Below are 18,321 nucleotides of genomic sequence, written 5' to 3'. Positions count from 1 at the left end.
GCGTCGGATGTGTATAAGAGACTGCCTCCGGCCTCGGAGACGGCGCCGCCGACCTGCCCGGCGGCGCCGTCTCCGAGGCCGGAGGGTGCTCGGACGGCTGCTGCTCACCCGTTCAGCAGGACACGCCGTGAACGATCCGGCCGGTGCGCGGAGCATTCTTGCGGCATCCGCGCGGGACGACGGTTCGAGGTAGTGTCGTGATCAGGGTCTCTGGGCGGTGTTGTCGCTCTCGGTCCTTTTTGTGTTGTACGGAGCTCGGAGGTGATCACGGTGCACCCGGTCTAGCGACGGCCCCAACCAGGGGCGTCACGGAGCCGAAAGGTGACCGTATGAGCAAGACCGACAAGACCCGGCCATGGTGGGTGCGGATGGCCGACACGCCGCTGACCACCTGCCTGCCCGTGCATGATCACCGTTTCGGGCCGTGCACGCTGCCGGACGAGATCGACGCGGACAGCGCCGACTGGAAGCGGGGCGGCTGTTTCTGGGGCCCTCCCGGCTACCACGTGCTCGTTGTCGACGCCAAGCGCGCCTCCCGCGAGTGGCAGCGCTTCCGTCGTGAGGACCGCCGCCGCAGCCGCCGCCAGGCCCGGCGTGAGCTGCGCGAACACCACACCTATCGCATTCGTCTCGACGAGGACTGAGTACGCGGCGAGGGCCGGATGTCAGCGGGCACTGTCGTTCGCCCCGGTCCGGCCGCCCCTTCGCCCGGGGAACGGTTCGGGGCCGCTGTCAGGATTCCGCCTCGGCGCCTCGGGTAGCTGCCGTTCCGAAGACGCGGTCTCCGGCCCTGAGGAGCAGGCATGCGGTGGTGCACCTCCCTCGTACGGTCCGGGCTGGCCGTCACGTTCGGCGCCGCCGCCCGGCTGCGGCGAGGGCGCCCGCTCCACCCGTCCGGGCTGATCCTGCGGGCGCGGCTGCGTCTGCACGGGACGCCGCGACCTTGGGGTGCCCGGTTCCTCGACCAGCCGCTGACCCTGCAAGGGATCGCGCGGCTGTCCCGCTCCACAGGTGTGCCGCCGCCGCTGCCCGACATTCTCGGGCTCGCCCTGCGCTGGGAGCAGGAGGGCGAGACCGCCGACCTGCTGCTGGCCACCACCGGTCACACCGCGCTCGGCCGGCGTGTGCTGCGGCCCTCGACGCGCTGGACGGGGATGTACGGCTCGCTGTTCCCGTACCAGGTGGGTGAGCGCAGGCTCCTGCTCGGCGCGCTGCTTCACCTGCCCGCCGGACTGCCGGCCACGATCGACGCTCTCGCGCGGGCGGTCGAGCACGGCCCGCTGCGCGCGGAGTTGCTGGCCGCCGGCCCGGGGGGACCGTGGAGCCTGTTCGGCCAGGTCGAACTGTCCGGCCCGGCCGCCGGGGACGCGGAGCTGCCGACGCGGTTCAGCCCTCTCCGCCGGCCCATCCCGGGTCTGCGGCCGGCGGGATGGCTGAACGAGGTACGCGACGCCGCCTACGTGGCGGCCCAGCGGACGCCGGATCCCGCGGACAGGGCCGTCACCCGCGCGGTATGACGCCGACCCGCCGGGCCCAGTCCTCGTACGCGGTGGCCAGTTCGGCGACGAGGCCGGGGTGGTGCCCGGCCAGATCGGTCAGCTCGGAACGGTCGGTGTCCAGGTCGTACAGCTCCCATGGCTCCGCGTGCTCGCGCACCAGCTTCCACCGCCCCCTGCGTACGGCGGCGTTGCCCAGGTGCTCCCAGAACAGCCAGGTGTCCTCGACCGGGTCCCCGCGCAGGGCGGGCGTCATGTCGCGCCCCTCCAGGGGCGGCACCTCGCGTCCCCGGTGTTCGCGCGGATAGGTGACGCGGGCGGCGGCGAGCAGGGTGGGCAGCACGTCGGTGAGCTGGAAGGGCGTCCGGACGGTCCGGCCGCCGGTCAGGCCTCCGGCGGGCCAGTGCACGATGAACGGCGTCGCGATGCCTCCCTCGTGCACCCAGCGCTTGTAGAGGCGGAACGGGGTGTTGGACACGTTGGCCCACGCGGGGCCGTAACTCGCGTACGTGTCCTCCGGCCCGGGGTCGACGCCCGGGAGGTTGCCGACCCGCAGCTCGGCGCCGTCACGGGTGGCCGCGGGCACGATGTGGCGCCTGGCCCGGAACTCGCCGGGGTCGCCGAGCGGCAGGATCTCGGCGCAGCCGCCGTTGTCGGACAGGAAGACGACGATGGTGTCGTCGGAGACCCCGGACGCCGCGAGCCGGTCGAGGATCCGGCCGATCCCTCGGTCCATCCGTTCCACCTGGGCGGCGTACACCTGCATGCGGCGCGCCTCCCACGCCTGGTGCGGCGCCGACGCCCACGGTGGTTGCGCGGGGTCAGGCGCCGACAGTGCCGACTCGGCGCCGAGCAGTCCTTCGGCGTGCAGCCGGTCGAGCCGGCGGGCGCGCAGTTCGTCCCAGCCCTCCGTGTAGACGCCGTCGTATGCGGCGACGTCCTCCTCGGGGGCGTGCAGCGGCCAGTGCGGCGCGGTGTAGGCGACGTAGGCGAAGAACGGCCGGCCGGCGGCGGCCTCCCGGCCGATGAACTGCACCGCGTGGTCGGTGATCGCGTCGGTGTAGAAGAAGCGCGGATCGCGGGTCTCGGCGCTCGCGTCCTGCTCGCCGCGGTGGAGCGTGGCCGGGTCGTAGTAGCTGCCGCAGCCGCTGAGCGTCCCGAAGAAGTCGGAGAAACCCCGCCGCGTGGGCCACGAGTCAGCCGGTTCCCACAACGGCCCGCTCAAGTGCCATTTTCCTGACATGCCGGTGGCGTACCCGGCGGCCCCGAGCAGCTCGGCGACGGTCACGCAGCGGTCGTTGAGGCTGCCCGGATATCCTCCCGGCGCGTTGTTCCCGGCCAGGACGCCGATGCCGGTCTGGTGCGGGTGCAGCCCGGTCAGCAGCGAGGCGCGCGACGGGCTGCAGCGTGCCGTGTTGGCGAACTGCGACAACCGCACCCCGGACCGGCCGATCCGGTCGAGGTTCGGGGTGCGGATCTCGCCACCGTAACAGCCGAGGTCGGAATATCCGAGGTCGTCGGCGAGGATCAGCACGATGTTGGGGCGCCTCACGTCCACCCCGCGTCCCCGTCCCGTACGCGCAGCCAGGCGGCCGTGTCCGGGCCGAGCGGGGCGCGCTCCTCCGCGTGCGCGTCGCTGCGCAGGAGGGTGACCGTGCCCTCGGGCAGCGGCACCTCGGCCGCGCCGAGGTTGACGACGCACCCGAAGGACGGCCCCCGCCGCAGACGCAGCACGGAGCCGGCCCGGTCCACCCATTCGAGCTCCTGCGGCACGTCCAGCTCCCGCCGGATCCGCAGCGCCCGCGCCACCAGCCCGTACGTGGAGTCCGGGTCGTCCATCTGGCCGGCCGCCGAGAGCCGCCCCCAGCCGGGAGGCTGCGGCAACCACGGGTCCGCCGACCCGAACCCGGCGCCGTCCGGCTCGGGCGTCCACGGCAGCGGTACGCGGCAACCGTCGCGCCCCCGTCGCCGCCCGCCGGACCGGGTCCAGATCGGGTCCCGGAGGCGGTCGTCGGGGATGTCCATGTGGTCGGGCAGCCCGAGCTCCTCGCCCTGGTAGAGGTAGGCGACGCCGGGCAGCGCCAGCATGAGCAGCAGCGCGGCCCTGGCGCGGCGGCGGCCGAGCTCCTCGTCGACCGGGCCCAGTTCGTGGCCCGATCTCCCCTGGTGCTTGCGGGTGTCGGCGCGGCCGTAGCGGGTGACCGTACGTTCGACGTCGTGGTTGGACAGCACCCAGGTCGGCGGCGCGCCGGAGAGAGCCATCGTGCGGAGCGTGGAGTCGATCACCGTGAACAGGTCGCCGGCGTCCCACGCCGACTGCAGGAACGGGAAGTTGAAGGCGGTGTGGAGCTGGGCGGGCGCCACGTACCTGGCCAGGCGGTCGGGATCGGCCACCCACGCCTCGGCGACGAAGACCCTCGGGGGGTCGTAGGCGTCGGCCACCTCCCGCCAGTCCCGGTAGATCGCGTGCACCCCGTCGCGGTCGCGGTGCGGGTGGTCGGGCACGTCGGTGAGGACGAGCAGGTCCTCTTCGCGGTAGCCCAGGTCGGGATAGCCGGGGTGTTTGACCAGGCCGGTGGCGACGTCGATGCGGAACCCGTCGACCCCGCGGTCGAACCAGAAGCGCAGCAGGTCGAGGAACTCGGCGCGGACCTCGGGATCGGACCAGTTCAGGTCGGCCTGGGTGGGGTCGAACAGGTGCAGATACCACTGCCCGTCGGGCACCCGGGTCCAGGCCGGGCCGCCGAACGTGCTGCGCCAGTCGTTGGGCACGACCTCCCCGCCGGCTCCCCTGCCGTCCAGGAAGTGGTATCGCGCCCGTTCCGGGGAGCCCGGAGGTGCGGCGAGCGCGGCCTGGAACCAGGGGTGGCCGGTCGAGGTGTGGTTCGGCACGATGTCGAGGATCACCCGCAGGCCGTGCCGGTGCGCCTCCGCGACGAGCTGCTCGGCCTCGTGCACGTCGCCGTACTCGGGGGCGATGGCGCGGTAGTCGGACACGTCGTAGCCGCCGTCGTTGCCCGGCGACGCGTACCACGGGGTGATCCAGATGGCGTCGACGCCGAGCCCGGCCAGGTAGCCGAGGCGGCTGCGGATGCCGGCGATGTCGCCGATCCCGTCACCGTTCCCGTCCGCGAAGGACCGGATGTAGATCTGGTAGATGACCGCGGTGCGCCACCATTCGACGTCAGCCATCGGCGCCTCCGATCAGTTCCGGCTCGAAGTCCGTCAGGAACTCGCGCAGTGCCGTCAGCTCGCCGTCGTCGAGGGTGCGCAGCGGCGGGGCGACCGTCGGGCGGCACAGGCCCCGCAGGGCCAGGGCCGCCTTGACGACCGGGACCCCTGGGCGGATCCGGTGCACGCCGAGCAGCCGGACGACCTGTTTCTGGGCCAGGGCGGCACGCTCCTGGTCGCCGGCGCGGTGGGCGCCGGCCAGTTCGAGCGCGAGGCGCGGGGAGAGGTTGGCGATGCCGGGGGTGATCCCGTCGGCGCCGGCGGCCAGCGCGTCGAGCATGGCGCCCTCCGCTCCCTGGCTGACGCCGAAGCCGGGCCGGTGGCGCTTGACGTCGAGCCACCGGCGCAAAACGTCGGCGTCGCCGGAGCTGTCCTTGACGCCGGTGACGTGCTCCATGCCGGCGACGGCCGCGATCGGGCCGGCCGAGAACGGCGGTGCGTACTTCGGGATGTTGTACGCGATCACCGGCACGTCCGCGGCACGGGCGGCCCGGTAGTGCTCGACGATGTCGCGTTCGTCGTGGTGGAAGTAGCAGGGCGGGCTGAGGGCGATCGCGTCGCAGCCGGCCTCGGCGGCGAGTTCGGCCCGCCGGAGCGACTCGCGGGTGCCGGCGGCGGAGACGTTGACGACGACGGCGCCGTCCGGCGCCAGCCGCCGCCAGTGGCCGACGGCGTCCTTGAGGAACGTGCCGATCTCGGCCGTCGGGTGCAACGGCCCTTCGCCGTTCGTGCCCAGGAGCATGATCTTCGTGATGCCCGCGGCGGCCAGCGCGTCGAAGTAGCGCAGACCGGCCGCGAGGTCCGGACGTCCGCTCTCGCCGATCGGGGTCACGGCGGGGACGATCACACCTGACACGGACATCAGTACCCCCGGATCTCCGGCCAGGCCAGCTCCACGCCGTCGGCCTTCAGCCTGCCCTGGAACGCCCGCAGGTGTCCTTCCTTGCGCCGGACGTCGTGCGGCTCGACCGTCTCCCCCAGGCAGTAGGCCACCAGCGAGGCCGCGGCCTCCCCGATGTTCCACTCCACGGGGTGGAGCCGGTAGCAGCCGTTGGTGATGTGCGTGCTGCCGATGTTCTTGCCGGCAGGCAGCAGGTTCCGCACCCGTACGGGCAGCAGCGCGCCGAGCGGGATCTGGAACGGGCAGCTCGGGACGTCGATGTAGTTGTCGCCGCCCGTCGAGGGGTGCAGGTCGATCCGGTACATGCCGACGCCGACCGTGTCGTCGTACGGCGTCGCGCCCGCCTCACCCCGTACGGCGAGGGAGACGTCCTGCTCGACGACGGTGTACTCGGCCCTGATGCGCCGGGACTCGCGGATGTAGGGCGCGGCGGCGAAGCCGTCGGGGGTGTCCATGACGTCCGGCCGCAGCCGCAGGCCGGGCCAGCCGCGCCCGCCGTCGGGCCGCGGCGCCTCGGTCTGCAGCCAGTACAGCATGCTCGCCGACAGCTCACGCGCGCCGGCGAGGTGGCGGGCCTTGTCCTCCTCGCTCACCCCGATGAGGGGCCCCTCCACGTAGTCGATCATCGGCCAGTTCACCAGGGTGACGTCGCTGGTGACGAAGCCGGGCTCGTACTGCTCGCGGGCGACGGCCCGGCGGAACTCCCACAGTTCGCGGTCCCCCGGGTCCTGGCTCTGGTCGGCGAGCACGGGGCCCGACCGGATGTTCGGGGTGAACGTGCGCGTCAGCGGCTCCCGCGTGCGCGGGTCGGGCGCGGTCAGCCCGATCTGCGGTCCGGGCCAGTAATCGGGACGGTACGTGCTCCAGTGGTCGTAGTTCGCCGGCCGGTCGATCACGTGGTTCTCGCCCTCCTGGTGGTCGACCGCGAACACCCAGGAGAACGCCTGCATGTTGCCGGGCTGCGCCTCCCCGGGCGCGCTCGGCTCGCCGGTCTCGTGCCGCGACTCGAACCCGGTCACGTGCTCCACGCCGGCGAGGGGCAGCAGGTCGCCGAGTTCGGTGGCGTCCAGATAGTACGGGCTCACGATGTGCACGAGACCGCCGTCCGCACGGTCCACGGTCACGCTGCGCACCCGGTCGCCCTCGGTCCGCGCGGCGACCGGCCGCGCACGGAGCAGGATGCGCAGCCGGCCGCTGCTCAGGTAGGGGTCGACCAGCGCGCGCAACACCGCGCCGCTGACCCGCGGCTCGTGGCACAGCGCGCCGACCCGGCCGAGCCCGGGGTTCAGGTGCGGTTCGTTCCTGGCCGACACGGTGAGGGGGTACCAGGTCCGGTAGTGGTCGCGGACCGCGTTCCGGTACCGGCGGTAGGAGGTGGTGCACCCGAACTGCTCGATCCACCTGTGCTCGTCCGGGGGCACGCCCTGGCTGGTGAACTGCCCGCCGATGCGGTCGCCCTCCTCGGTCAGCACCACCCGCAGCCCGTGGCGCAGCGCCGCGAGCGCGGCGGCGACCGCGCCGACGCCACCGCCGATGATGGCCAGATCCGCATCAGTGATCCGCGATTCCAACGTTCCCCCTGGTTGCATGTGAATTCAGGCGCCCTCTAGGTCGAGGGCGGCGTCGAGAAGTTTCCTGGTGTAGGGATGGCCGGGCTGCTCGAACAGGTCGTCGGCGGTCGCGGTCTCGACCAGGCGGCCCCGGTGCATGACCGCGACCCGGTCCGCGATCTGCCGTACCACCCCGAGATCGTGGGTGATGAAGAGGATGGCGAGGCCGCGGGCGGCGCGCAGGCCCGCCAGCAGCCGCAGGATCTGTGACTGCACCGAGACGTCGAGCGCCGAGACGGCTTCGTCGCAGACCAGCAGCCGGGGCCGCAGGGCGAGCGCGCGGGCGATGCTGACCCGCTGGCACTGGCCGCCGGACAGGGCCGTGGCCCGCCGGGTGGCGACGTCGGGGTCCAGGCCGACGTCGGCGAGCAGCTCGTCGATCGCGGCGTCCCAGGTCAGGCCGTCGGGTGCGGCCGAAGGGTGGGTCCGCCAGGTCTCGGCGATGATCGACCGCACGGTCATCCGGGGGTTGAGCGAGGCCGCCGGGTCCTGGAAGACCATCTGGATCGCCCGCCGGGTCGCCGGTGAGCGTCGGGTCACCGGGCCGACCGGGGCCCCGTCGAACAGGACCGTCCCCTCCTGGTGTGCCTGGAGTCCGACGACGCAGCGGGCGACCGTGGTCTTCCCCGAGCCCGACTCCCCGACGATCGCCAGGGTCTCGTCGGCGCTCAGGTCGAAGGAGACGCCGTCGACGGCGTTCGGCGCGCTGCCGCGCCTGCGCTCCCTCCTGCTGTGGAAGTTGACCACGAGGTCGCTGACCTCGACCAGGGCCGATGCGCTCACGTTTCCTCCGGGAAGTGACAGGCGACCTGCCGGCCGGCGGCGACCTGGCGCATGTGCGGCACCTCGCTCGCGCACCGGTCCTGTGCCTTGGCGCAGCGCGGATGGAAGGGGCATCCGCTCGGGCGTTCGGCCGGGCTCGCCGGGCTGCCCGGCAGCGGCTCGGCGATGGCCGTCTTGCTGCGTACGGCGGGCACGCTCACCACGAGCGCCCGCGTGTACGGGTGCGCCGGGCTGTTGAGCACCTCGCGGCCGCTGCCGGCCTCGCAGATCCGGCCGGCGTACATGACGACGACCTCGTCCGCCACGTGGGCCATCACCCGCAGGTCGTGGCTGACCAGCAGCATGGCCGTGCCCTCCTCGTCGCGCACGCGCCGCAGCAGCGCGAGGATGCGGGCCTGCACGGTGACGTCGAGCGCCGTCGTCGGCTCGTCGGCGAGGATCAGCTCCGGCGAGCCGGCCAGCGCCGTCGCCACCATGGCCCGCTGGCGCAGCCCGCCGGAGTACTGGTGGGGATACTGGGCGTGCCGGGTCTCCGGGTCGGGGACGCCCACCCGGTCGAGCAGGTCGATCACGGTGCGGCGGACCTCCTTCGCGGGCATCCCGCCGCGCCGCAGGATCTCGCCGACCTGCCGGCCGATCGTCTGGGTGGGGTCGAGCGCCGCCTGGGGATCCTGGAAGATCATGGCGATGCCGCGCCCGCGCAGGCGGCGGCGGTCCTGCTCGGTCATGGTGACCATGTCGTCGCCGTGCCACAGCAGCCGGCCGGAGACCGCCGCGCCGGGCGGCAGCAGGCCGATGATCGCGCTCGCCGTCATCGTCTTGCCGCTGCCCGACTCGCCGATCAGGCCGGTGGTCCGGCCCGCGGCGACGGTGAACGAGACGTCGTCCACCACGCGGACCGGGCCGGTCGGGCCGGGCAGGTCGATCGACAGGTGCTCGACCTGGAGCAGCGGCGCCGGCTCCGGGTCAAGCTCCGCCGCCACCGGGTCGGTGACCTTGGACATCCGGCTCATGATGCGCCGTTGCCGATCCGGACGGTGGAGAAGTCCGGCGTCAGGTCCGGGGGAATGGTGAGGCCCTGTACGGACTTGTTCCGGACGTACAGGTTGCGGACGAACATGGGGTACATGCCGACCGCGTCATCCCAAATGATCTTGTTGGCCTGCGCGTACAGCTCCTGGCGCTCGGCGTTGTCGCTGGTCGAGCCCGCCTGGCTCAGCAGCTTGTCGAGGTCGGGGTTGCAGTAGCCCGTACGCTTGGCCGCGCAGGTGTACAACCGGCCGAGGTTGGTCGCCGCGTCGAAGCCGGCCGTGCCGAGCTGCTGGATGTTCAGGTCCCACTTCAGCGCCAGCAGGTCCTGCAGGAAGACCGCCGCCTCCTTCTGGGTGGGCTCCGCCTTGACCCCGATCTTGGCGAGGTCGCTGGCCACCGCGTCGGCGAACTGCTGGAACTGCGGCTGGGAGAACTGCATCCGGATCTTCTGGTCGTAGTCCCAGCCCGCGTCGTCCAGGGCCTTCTTGGCCGCGGCGGGGTCGTACGTCACCGGGGTCTGCGGCGCGTAGCCGAGCACGTTGGGCGTCACCACCGAGTTCGCCGCCGAACCCGTCTCGGGGAACAACGACTTGATGATGGTGGCGAAGTCGACCGCCTGCCAGAGCGCGCGCCGGACGGCGGCCTCCTTCAGGCCCTTCTCTGAGCCGTTCATCCACATGGTGATGACGCCGCTGCCGGAGTCTTTCTCGACCACCAGGTCGGTGTTGCCCTTCAGACCGGCGAGCTGGTCGTCGGGGACCGCCCACGTCATGTCCACCTCGCCGGTCTTCAACGCGGTCATCCGCGCCGCCATCTCCTGGATGCTGCGCAGCTCCAGGCGGTTCAGCGCCGGCTTGCCGCGCCAGTGGCCGGGGTTGGGGGCGAGCACCAGGCTCTGGCCGGGCGTGAACTTCTCGACGACGAACGGGCCGGAGCCGATCGGCTTGGACCAGTCGCCGTCCTGGTGGGCGGCGGGGGTGACGTAGAAGGTGATGAGCTTGCCGAGCAGAGCCGGGTCGGGGTCTTTCGAGGTGATGACGACCTTGGCCGCACCGCTCTCCTTGGCCTTGTGGCCGGCGTAGTTGCTCGCCATCGCGCCTTTGAGCGCCTGCAGCCGCTCGAAGGAGGCGACGACGTCGGCGCTGGTGACCGGCGTGCCGTCGGAGAACTTCACGTCCTTGCGCAGCGTGAAGGTCCACTCCGTGGCGTCCTCGTCGGCCTGCCACGACTCTGCGAGCACGCCTTCGAACTGCCCCTTCCCCTTCGTACGGAGAAGCGGGCTGAAGATCGCCTTGGCGGCCACCTGGGTGCCGTTGTCCATGCCGGACGCGCCGTGCGGATCGAGGTTCTCGATCGGGGTCCACACGGCGACGGCCAGCTCCTGTGCCACGGCGCCACCTGTCGACGGACCGCCGGTGGTGGTGCTGCAGGCGACCAGCCCGGCGATGGATACTGTCGCGGCGGCGAGGGCCACCGCACGACGAAGCCGAACGGGCCTCATGGAAATCCCTCCTGACATTGGCTCAGCGGCTCGTGCCGAGGCGCTGGGTGAGATGGTCGCCGAGCAGGCCCGTGCTCACCACGAGGCCGGTCAGCGCCAGCCCAGGTAGTGCGGAGATCCACCAGGCGGTGTCCAGGTAGTCCTTGCCGTTCGCGATGACCTGGCCCCAGGAGACCGTGGCCGAGGGCAGGCCGAGGCCCAGGAAGCTGAGCCCGGCCTCCGACAGCACCGCGCCGGCGAACTCCGTGGTCGCCAGCGCGGTCACCGGGCCGATGACGAACGGGACGACGTGCCGGATGATCACGACCGGGGTGGGAACGCCGATCAGCCGCGCCGCGTCCACGTACGGCCGTTCGCGCAGCGAGAGGGTGAGCCCGCGGGCGAGCCTGGCGAAGCCGACCCAGCCGGCCACCGACAGCGCCAGGACGACGACCAGCATGCTGCGGTCGAACAGGCCCGCGATCACGATCGCCAGCAGGATGCCGGGGAAGGCCATCAGGATGTCGATCAGCCGGGAGATCGCGACGTCGGTCCAGCCGGCGAGATAGCCGGCGAGCGTCCCGAAGGCCAGCCCCACCATCAGGCAGGCGGCCACCACGGAGATCCCGATGATGATCGACGTCCTGGCGCCGTGGACGAGCTGGCCGAGCATGTCACGGCCGGCGCCGTCGGTGCCCAGCAGGGCGACCGTGCCGTCCGACCTGACCGCCCCTATCGGCAGCAGCCGGTCGGCCACGCTGGTCGCCACCGGATCGTAGGCGATCAGCAGCGGGCCGATCAGGCCGACGACCAGGTAGACGGCGAGCACGGCGGTGGCGACCGCGGCGGCGGTCGGCGTGGACCTCAGGCGTACGGGCCACAACCGTGGCCGGGCGGTGATCGCGCTCATGCCTTCGCCCCCAGCCGTACCCGCGGGTCGAGCCGGGCGGCGATCAGATCCGCCGCGACGTTGCAGCAGACCACGATGACCGCGATGAGGAGCACGGCGGCCTGCACGATCGAGTAGTCGCGGTTGGTGACCGCCGTCACCAGCAACGAGCCGAGGCCGGGCCAGGTGAAGACGCTCTCCACGATCACCGCGCCGCCCAGCAGCGTGCTCACGTGCAGCGCGCCGACGGTCACGACGGGGGTCGCCGCGTTGCGCACCACGTGCCCGGTCACCACTTCACGGGTGCTGAGCCCCTTGGCGTACGCCCGCTGCACGTACGGCTCCGCCATGGTGTCGGCGACGCTGCTGCGGGTGATCCGGGTGAGCAGCGCGGTGAAGGGGGCCGCGAGCGTGAGCGCCGGGAGCACGATGTGCGCCGGGGTGCCGACGCCGGCGCTGGGCAGCAGCCTGAGCTGCAGCGCCATCACCAGGATCAGCATGATGCCGATCCAGAACGGCGGCATGGAGTAGAGGGTGAGGGCGAACCCGGAGATCCCGCGGTCGATCCACCGGCCGCGATGGGCCCCGGCCAGCGCTCCGAGCACGACGCCCGTCATCGCTATGACGGTCGCCGTCAGGGTGAGCTCGACCGAGGCCGGCAGCCGGGACAACACCAGCTCGGCGGCCGGCTGCCCGAAGCGGTAGGACTCGCCGAAGTCGAGCGTCACCAGCTGGGTCAGGTAGTGCCAGTACTGCACCGGCAGCGGCTGGTCCAGGCCGAGCCTGGTCCGGGCCGCCGCCACCTCGGCCGCCGTGGCGTCCGGTCCGAGCAGCACGAGGGCCTGGTCCCCGGGGGCGGCCCGCATGATGAAGAACACGAGGGTGGCGGCCCCGAAGATGATCAGCACTCCGGTCGCCGCCGTGCGCAGCGCGTACCTGGTCATCGGCGCACCACCCGGCTGATCGAGTTGCCGCGCACGTCGGTGCAGGGCACGACCAGCTGGAGGGGCGGCTGCTCGGCGCCTTCGAGCAGGTTGACCAGCAGTTGCACCGCTGCTCTGCCGATCTCCACGCGGGGGATCTCGAACGAGGTCCAGATCCTGGTGGCGGTCGGCGGCGGCGCGGAGCCCAGGAAGGCGACCGACAGGTGGTCGGGGATGCGCAGGCCGGCCGCCTCGGCGACCTCGGCCAGGGCCAGGCCGGTGGCGTTGTCCTCGGAGGGCTCGACCAGGACCGCCGTGACCCCGTCCCGGACCCAGCCGGTGACCCGGTCGGTGCCGATGTCCGCGGCGCCGGAGGAGAACTCGGCCACGAGGTCGTCCGGGCGCAGGCCCGCGGCCTGCGCGCCCTGTCGCAGCCCGAGCTCGCGATCGTCGCCCGGCTCGGCGCCGTCGGTCTGCCGCAGGAGCAGGATGCGCCGGTGCCCGAGCGCGGCCAGCTCCTCCACGAGGGCCGCGGTCGGGGTGACGTAGTCGGGGGCGACGTAGGACAGCTCGGTGCCTTCGATGTCGCGCCGGCCGATGAAGACGAAGGGGAACCCCTCCTTGGCGAGGTTCGCCAGGTCGTCACGGGAGATGTGGCGGCCCAGCAGGACGCAGCCGTCGGCCTTCAGCAGCGCGTTGCGCCCCCTGGCGTAGACCCCGCCCTGGGCGGTGTTGGCCGAGGTGAACAGCAGCAGGTCGTAGCCGAGCCGCGCCGCCTCCTCCTCCACCCCGAGCAGGAACGGGTGGTAGAAGTCCCGCTGGTCGACCGGGAACACCGACTCGAACGTGTAGAGCCCGATGGTCTTGACGGTCATCCCGCGCAGCGCGCGGGCGGCGGGGTTGGCGGCGTACCCCAGGTCTTCGATCGCCTGCTGCACGCGCCGGCGGGTCTCCTCGGCCACTGGCACACCGTCTCCCCCGTTGAGCACGAGGGAGACCGTGGCCTGGGAGACTCCGGCCCGCTGGGCGATCTCGACCTGGGTGGGGCGACGGGGCCCCGCACGTTTGCGCATAACGATCCACTTGACTAATACGTAACGACTCCGAGGCACTCTAGAGACCCGGAGGGCGTCAACACAAGGGGTAGATTTCCGCAAGATGGCGCAAAGCGGACTCAGAACGGACGCATGCCGCCTCTTGTAAGCCGGATATCACGTCTGTACGATCCACGATCTATACGTATCAACCCGCCTAACAGGAGGTAGGGGCCATGCCCGAGGGCACCGATCGTCGAGCGCTCTTACGGATCGGCGGTGCGGCGCTGGGCGCGGCCGCGGCCACCGCGTCATGGGGAGCCTCCCCCGTGGCCGCCGCGACCGCGGACCCGCCGGAGATCGTCACACCCCAGGAGTTCGGCGCGCTGGCCGACGGGAAGCACGACGACACCGAGGCCATCGAGCAGGCCATCAACGCCAAGCGCACGCAGTACCGGATCGTCGTCTTCCCGCCGGGCACCTACCGGATCACCCGGACCATCGTCATCCCCGACGCGTCCGACGAGAACTTCAACCGCATCCAGCTGCGCGGTTACAGCACCATGACGAACCGCGCGTCCATCATCCAGGTGGAGCACGACGGCGTGGGCATCGACGTACGGTGCTCGCTGGCCGCCATCCACGGCCTGGCCTTCGTCGCCCCCGCCAAGACCGAGAACAACCGGGCGCTGCGCTTCGCCGGCGAGGTCAACACCGACGACACCGACGCCGCCATCCTCGAGTGCACGTTCATATCGTTCAAGCTCGCCGTCGAGCACGTCGGCCGTGGCCTGTACTTCTCGCACAACCTCGTCGCCCTCTGCACCACCGGCATCAGCCTCGCCTGGCCGACCGACGAGGTCGGCGGCGGTCCCGTCCACGTCCCGCCGTACGGGTTGCGCAAGTGGCTCATCACCAACAACCACTTCCACAGCCCGTTCCAGGCCATCGTCACGGAGGGCGCAGAGGACGCCGACTTCCGGGGCGCGATCATCCAGGGCAATCTGCTCGACATCGGCCGGCGCCTGCTGATCGGGAGCCTCACCAACTCCACCATCAGCGGAAATATGGTGGAGAAGGGTGTCAACGGGCCGATCATCGAGATCACCAGCGGGGGCCACAACCTGACGATCGCCGACAACGTGCTCGGCGGGTTCGAACCTCCGCTGAACGAGGGCCCGAGCGCCATCCAGTTCTCCAGCGGCGTCAAGGCCCAGAACGTCACCATCAGCGGGAACACCTTCAACTGGCTCAACCACTCGCCCATCCGGTTCGAGAACGACGCCAGCAAGATCACTATCGCGAACAACTCGTTCGACCACTGGAACCTCGACGGCAGGTCTGACGCCGCCGCGATCAGGGTGGCCGGGAAGGCGACCGCGTTCAGCGTCATGGGCAACGTCATCTCGGCCGACCCCGCCGACCGGCCGCCGATCATGACCACCGGCGGGCTGCACGGGTCACACGTCATCGGCAACGCCTCCGCGCACGTACCGCTGGTCGCGGGCACGGTGGGGGCGGACTCGTTCGTGCAGGCGAGCCCCGGCCGGTTCAACCGGATGGAGGTCGCCCAGCCGCTGGGCGCGGCGGCGAAGGTGGTCAGCACCTCGACCCAGAAGCCCACGGTGGGCGAGGACCACTACGGCTCGTTCGTCGTGGAGGGCAACAACGCCAACCCGGGCGTCAAGGGCGGGCTGCGGGTGGTCCCGGTCAACCAGTCGGGATCGGGCGCCACCGAGTTGCTCTGCTCGACCACGAGAACCAACGAACTGGTCTCCATGGTCTCCAGCGCCACCGGGCTGATCCCGCCCGCCGACAACACACGTGACCTGGGCAGCGCGGAGCGGCGGATGCGCACCGTGTACGCCCACCAGGTGTCGCTGGCCGAGCACGCGCCGGGCGCGCTGCCGGACGCGGCCGAGCACGTCGGAGGCATGATCATGGTCCGCGACCCGAAGATCGGCAAGCGCGGTCTCGCGCTCTCCGACGGGGAAGCCTGGCTCAGCGTCGCGCTCGGCCCGAAGGTCTGAGCGGTCCGGGTGGCGCCGATCCGGCTCGCTCCTGACACCCGGCCGGACGTCTGGCGGGGCGGCCTGGCCTGGACGCGTGAGGGCGGCGCGTGGCAACCGTGGCGGCTGCCGCCCGGCCGGATCGCCACCGCCCACGCCCCCGGCCTGGTCACGCGGGCGCGCATGCCGGCGGGGGTCCGCGCGGTCGTCCGTACCGACGCGAGCGCGCTGGAACTGCGCACCCACGCCGCCGGCGACGACGTGACGTCGCTGGACGTGGTCGTGGACGGCGCGCTGTGGCGGCGGACGGCGCTGACGGCGGGGGCGGGGGTGGCGGCGAGCCGGGTCGCCCTGCCGCCCGGCGCCAAGGTCGTCGAGGTGTGGCTGCCCCAGTTCGGCGAGGTCCGGACGGGACCCCTCGTCCTGCACGGCGCGACGTACGCCGCCGCCGTGGACGAGGGGATCCGCTGGATCGCGTACGGAAGCTCGATCACGCAGTGCCGCTCGGCCGCCGGCCCGAGCGAGACGTGGCCCGCTCTCGTCGCGCGCCGCCTCGGCTGGGATCTCACCTGTCTCGGTTTCGCCGGGGAGTGCCACCTCGACCCCGTCGCCGCCGGGGCCATCGCGCGTAGGCCCGCCGAGGTGATCTCGTTGTGCCTCGGGATCAACGTGTACGGCGCCGCGAGTTTCGGCCCGCGCACGTTCGCCGGCCAGGTGTCGGGGTTCGTCCAGGCGGTCCGCGACGCGCATCCGCGGGCGCCGATCGCCGTGCTCACACCGATCGTCTCGCCGGACCGTGAGCGGCTGCCCAACCAGGCGACGATGACCTTGGACGACGTCCGCCGCGCCGTCGCCGACGCCGTGACGGCGCTGCGCCGACGCGGCGACACCGGCCTCCACCTCATCGACGGCCCGAGCGTCCTCGGGGCCGGCGACGCCCACCTCCTCCTGCCCGACGGCCTGCACCCCGACGCCGCCGGCTACCGCCTCATGGCCGCGCGGCTCGCCCCCCGCCTCGCGGGGTTGCGTCCCGCCCCACCACGGGTAGACTCACCCGACAAACCAGTGTGACCGCATCGGAGAGGTGGCGACGTGGCAACGAGACGCACCCGTGGGCCCGGAGCACACCACGAGCAGCGGCGCAACGAGATCGCCGACGCCGTGCTCGCCATCGTCGCCGACCGAGGCCTGGCCGCCGTGTCGCTGACCGAGGTGGCGGCCCAGGCCGGCATCTCGCCCGGCCGGGTGCAACATTATTTCCCCGCCAAGCGGCAGCTCATCGAGGCCGCCTTCGAGCGGGGCAACGAGCTGTCCAGCGTACGCATCAGGCAGCGGGCCGGCTCCGACCTCGACGCCGCCGATCCGCGCCTGGTGCTCACCACCGTGCTCACCGAGCTCATCCCGTACGACGCCACCACCGAGGCCCACATGCGGGTACGCCAGTCCTTCCACGCACTCGGCTTCGCCGAGGAGAGCATCGCGGCCAGAATGCGCGTCCTGTACGCCGAGTTCCACCGCCGGCTGGCCGACCTGATCAGAAAGGACCAGCGAGCCGGCCGCGTCTCCGCCGAGGTGGACGCCTCCGGCACCGCTCTGTCCCTCGTAGCCCTGGCCGAGGGGCTCGCCGCCTACGTGCTGACCGGCGTCGCCCCCTCCGCCGTGGCGCGTGACCGGCTGCTGGACGAGATCGCCGCCCTCTACGCCCGCGGCACCGGGCGGGCGTGACCGCTTCTGATCCGCCCACCATCGGCGCCCTCCACGCGGTGGGGGGATCAGCGCGCCGGTCCGGGCAGGATCGGAGAAGCGCAGGTCGGGGCGCCGCGGCTACCGTGACGGTATGGACATCACCATTCACACCACCTTCCTGCCGCACGCCGACCCGGAGGCCTCCCTGGCCTTCTACCGCGACGCCCTCGGCTTCGAGGTACGCAGCGACGTCGGGCAGGGCCTGATGCGCTGGATCACGGTCGGCCCGCCCGGCCAGCCCGGCACGTCCATCCTCCTCGCTCCCCCCGCCGCCGATCCCGGCATCACCGAGGAGGAGCGCCGCACCATCCAGCAGATGATGGCCAAGGGCACCTACGGCTGGATCCTGCTGGCCACCAGCGACCTCGACGGCGTGTTCGCGAAGGTGCTGGCCGGCGACGCCGAGGTCGTCCAGGAGCCGACGGAGCAGTCGTACGGCGTGCGCGACTGCGCCTTCCGCGACCCCGCGGGCAACCTGGTCCGCATCCAGGAAGTGCGCTGAGCGGGCATCAACGAGAGGGGTTTGCTCATGTGCCATCCCGCATGGGGACGCGCGCTCACCGCGGCGGAGCGCCTGAAGGACCTCGCGCGGCTGCGCCGCGTACGCGACCGCATCGACAGGGAGTACGCCCAGCCGCTGAACGTCGAGGCGCTCGCCCGCGGCGTGCACATGTCGGCCGGGCACCTCAGCCGCCAGTTCCGCCTCGCCTACGGCGAGTCGCCGTACGCCTATCTGATGACGCGCCGCATCGAGCGCGCGATGGCGCTGCTGCGCCGTGGCGACCTCAACGTCACCGAGGTCTGTTTCGCGGTGGGCTGTTCGTCGCTGGGCACGTTCAGCACCCGGTTCACCGAGCTGGTCGGCGTGCCGCCCAGCGTCTACCAGCGCCGCGCGGCGGGTGCCGCAGCGGGGATGCCGTCGTGCGTGGCCAGGCAGGTGACGCGGCCGATCAGAACCAGGGAGGCGCCCGTCGAGGAGCCCCAGCCCGCGTGACGGCGCGAACCCGAAGAGGAGGTGGTCCGGCGGCGGCTCGGGCGAGGATGTGTGCCGTCGGAGGGCTCCGATGTGCGCCAGCTCATAGTGCGCTGCCGGAATGTGTGTCCAAGTCACCTGGTCCAGCGGCCCGGCTGCCACTTAGCGTTCACGGTTACGGCGGTCTGAACGTGACTCTCGTCACGTCGTGACG

17 protein-coding genes are annotated in these 18,321 nt (G+C 72.0%); 7 read left to right on the top strand and 10 right to left on the bottom strand.

Annotated features, from left to right (window positions below; translation table 11 throughout):
• Positions 1-329 precede the first annotated feature (329 nt).
• Positions 330-644: a hypothetical protein gene (locus E1295_RS05285; RefSeq protein ID WP_132628516.1), complete on the top strand. Its 315-nt coding sequence runs from the start codon at positions 330-332 to the stop codon at positions 642-644.
• Positions 645-803: 159 nt separating this feature from the next.
• A complete protein-coding gene (locus tag E1295_RS05280; RefSeq protein WP_132628515.1) occupies positions 804-1,517 on the top strand; it encodes a hypothetical protein in 714 nt (237 codons plus the stop codon).
• Here E1295_RS05280 and E1295_RS05275 read toward each other — a convergent pair.
• Genes E1295_RS05275 through E1295_RS05230 form a run of 10 tightly spaced genes read right to left on the bottom strand, consistent with a single transcriptional unit; the run spans position 1,501 to position 13,418 of the window.
• Positions 1,501-3,054, bottom strand: coding sequence for an arylsulfatase (locus tag E1295_RS05275; protein WP_132628514.1), 1,554 nt, complete (start codon positions 3,052-3,054; stop codon positions 1,501-1,503). The genes E1295_RS05280 and E1295_RS05275 overlap by 17 nt on opposite strands.
• Positions 3,045-4,688 (bottom strand): glycoside hydrolase family 13 protein, encoded by a 1,644-nt coding sequence (locus tag E1295_RS05270; RefSeq protein ID WP_132628513.1) that lies wholly within the window; start codon positions 4,686-4,688, stop codon positions 3,045-3,047. The genes E1295_RS05275 and E1295_RS05270 overlap by 10 nt, the downstream gene beginning before the upstream one ends.
• On the bottom strand, positions 4,681-5,589 hold the full coding sequence (locus E1295_RS05265) for a dihydrodipicolinate synthase family protein (protein ID WP_132628512.1): 909 nt from the start codon (positions 5,587-5,589) through the stop codon (positions 4,681-4,683). The genes E1295_RS05270 and E1295_RS05265 overlap by 8 nt, the downstream gene beginning before the upstream one ends.
• Positions 5,589-7,199 carry an FAD-dependent oxidoreductase gene (locus tag E1295_RS05260; protein WP_246079856.1) on the bottom strand — a complete coding sequence of 537 codons (1,611 nt, stop codon included), beginning with the start codon at positions 7,197-7,199 and terminating at the stop codon, positions 5,589-5,591. Before E1295_RS05260 ends, E1295_RS05265 begins: the two co-directional genes overlap by 1 nt.
• 24 nt (positions 7,200-7,223) lie before the next feature.
• Complete coding sequence (locus tag E1295_RS05255; RefSeq protein ID WP_220448546.1) at positions 7,224-8,021, bottom strand: ATP-binding cassette domain-containing protein; 798 nt, start codon at positions 8,019-8,021, stop codon at positions 7,224-7,226.
• Complete coding sequence (locus E1295_RS05250) at positions 8,018-9,025, bottom strand: ABC transporter ATP-binding protein (protein ID WP_132628509.1); 1,008 nt, start codon at positions 9,023-9,025, stop codon at positions 8,018-8,020. The genes E1295_RS05255 and E1295_RS05250 overlap by 4 nt, the downstream gene beginning before the upstream one ends.
• A gap of 5 nt (positions 9,026-9,030) precedes the next feature.
• Positions 9,031-10,554: an ABC transporter substrate-binding protein gene (locus E1295_RS05245; RefSeq protein ID WP_166427088.1), complete on the bottom strand. Its 1,524-nt coding sequence runs from the start codon at positions 10,552-10,554 to the stop codon at positions 9,031-9,033.
• 22 nt (positions 10,555-10,576) lie between these two features.
• The gene (locus E1295_RS05240; RefSeq protein ID WP_132628507.1) at positions 10,577-11,443 is read right to left on the bottom strand and encodes an ABC transporter permease; all 867 of its coding nucleotides are present in this window, start codon (positions 11,441-11,443) and stop codon (positions 10,577-10,579) included.
• Positions 11,440-12,366, bottom strand: a complete 927-nt coding sequence (locus E1295_RS05235; protein WP_132628506.1) for an ABC transporter permease — start codon at positions 12,364-12,366, stop codon at positions 11,440-11,442. The genes E1295_RS05240 and E1295_RS05235 overlap by 4 nt, the downstream gene beginning before the upstream one ends.
• Positions 12,363-13,418, bottom strand: a complete 1,056-nt coding sequence (locus E1295_RS05230; RefSeq protein WP_132628505.1) for a LacI family DNA-binding transcriptional regulator — start codon at positions 13,416-13,418, stop codon at positions 12,363-12,365. The genes E1295_RS05235 and E1295_RS05230 overlap by 4 nt, the downstream gene beginning before the upstream one ends.
• A 197-nt stretch (positions 13,419-13,615) precedes the next feature.
• Here E1295_RS05230 and E1295_RS05225 point away from each other — a divergent pair, with 197 nt between their 5' ends.
• From E1295_RS05225 to E1295_RS05205, 5 genes are all read left to right on the top strand, one after another.
• Complete coding sequence (locus E1295_RS05225; protein ID WP_132628504.1) at positions 13,616-15,409, top strand: right-handed parallel beta-helix repeat-containing protein; 1,794 nt, start codon at positions 13,616-13,618, stop codon at positions 15,407-15,409.
• 9 nt (positions 15,410-15,418) lie between these two features.
• Positions 15,419-16,459, top strand: a complete 1,041-nt coding sequence (locus E1295_RS05220) for a GDSL-type esterase/lipase family protein (protein WP_132628503.1) — start codon at positions 15,419-15,421, stop codon at positions 16,457-16,459.
• A 21-nt stretch (positions 16,460-16,480) separates the two neighbouring features.
• A complete protein-coding gene (locus E1295_RS05215) occupies positions 16,481-17,113 on the top strand; it encodes a TetR/AcrR family transcriptional regulator (protein ID WP_132628502.1) in 633 nt (210 codons plus the stop codon).
• Positions 17,114-17,225: 112 nt separating this feature from the next.
• On the top strand, positions 17,226-17,636 hold the full coding sequence (locus tag E1295_RS05210; protein ID WP_132628501.1) for a VOC family protein: 411 nt from the start codon (positions 17,226-17,228) through the stop codon (positions 17,634-17,636).
• Positions 17,637-17,663: 27 nt separating this feature from the next.
• Positions 17,664-18,128 carry a helix-turn-helix transcriptional regulator gene (locus tag E1295_RS05205; RefSeq protein ID WP_132628500.1) on the top strand — a complete coding sequence of 155 codons (465 nt, stop codon included), beginning with the start codon at positions 17,664-17,666 and terminating at the stop codon, positions 18,126-18,128.
• Positions 18,129-18,321 lie beyond the last annotated feature (193 nt).

This window comes from Nonomuraea mesophila, assembly GCF_004352805.1.
Lineage (GTDB): Bacteria > Actinomycetota > Actinomycetes > Streptosporangiales > Streptosporangiaceae > Nonomuraea > Nonomuraea longispora.
Note: the sequence above shows the minus strand (reverse complement) of the source record. Positions and strands in the feature narration are given on the sequence as shown.

Bases quoted from the DNA above. Each gene is read 5' to 3' on its own strand.
- E1295_RS05285 (WP_132628516.1), top strand. From the start codon at position 330: ATGAGCAAGACCGACAAGACCCGGCCATGGTGGGTGCGGATGGCCGAC.
- E1295_RS05280 (WP_132628515.1), top strand. From the start codon at position 804: ATGCGGTGGTGCACCTCCCTCGTACGGTCCGGGCTGGCCGTCACGTTC.
- E1295_RS05270 (WP_132628513.1), bottom strand. From the start codon at position 4,688: ATGGCTGACGTCGAATGGTGGCGCACCGCGGTCATCTACCAGATCTAC.
- E1295_RS05265 (WP_132628512.1), bottom strand. From the start codon at position 5,589: ATGTCCGTGTCAGGTGTGATCGTCCCCGCCGTGACCCCGATCGGCGAG.
- E1295_RS05250 (WP_132628509.1), bottom strand. From the start codon at position 9,025: ATGTCCAAGGTCACCGACCCGGTGGCGGCGGAGCTTGACCCGGAGCCG.
- E1295_RS05245 (WP_166427088.1), bottom strand. From the start codon at position 10,554: ATGAGGCCCGTTCGGCTTCGTCGTGCGGTGGCCCTCGCCGCCGCGACA.
- E1295_RS05240 (WP_132628507.1), bottom strand. From the start codon at position 11,443: ATGAGCGCGATCACCGCCCGGCCACGGTTGTGGCCCGTACGCCTGAGG.
- E1295_RS05235 (WP_132628506.1), bottom strand. From the start codon at position 12,366: ATGACCAGGTACGCGCTGCGCACGGCGGCGACCGGAGTGCTGATCATC.
- E1295_RS05230 (WP_132628505.1), bottom strand. From the start codon at position 13,418: ATGCGCAAACGTGCGGGGCCCCGTCGCCCCACCCAGGTCGAGATCGCC.
- E1295_RS05225 (WP_132628504.1), top strand. From the start codon at position 13,616: ATGCCCGAGGGCACCGATCGTCGAGCGCTCTTACGGATCGGCGGTGCG.
- E1295_RS05210 (WP_132628501.1), top strand. From the start codon at position 17,226: ATGGACATCACCATTCACACCACCTTCCTGCCGCACGCCGACCCGGAG.
- E1295_RS05205 (WP_132628500.1), top strand. From the start codon at position 17,664: ATGTGCCATCCCGCATGGGGACGCGCGCTCACCGCGGCGGAGCGCCTG.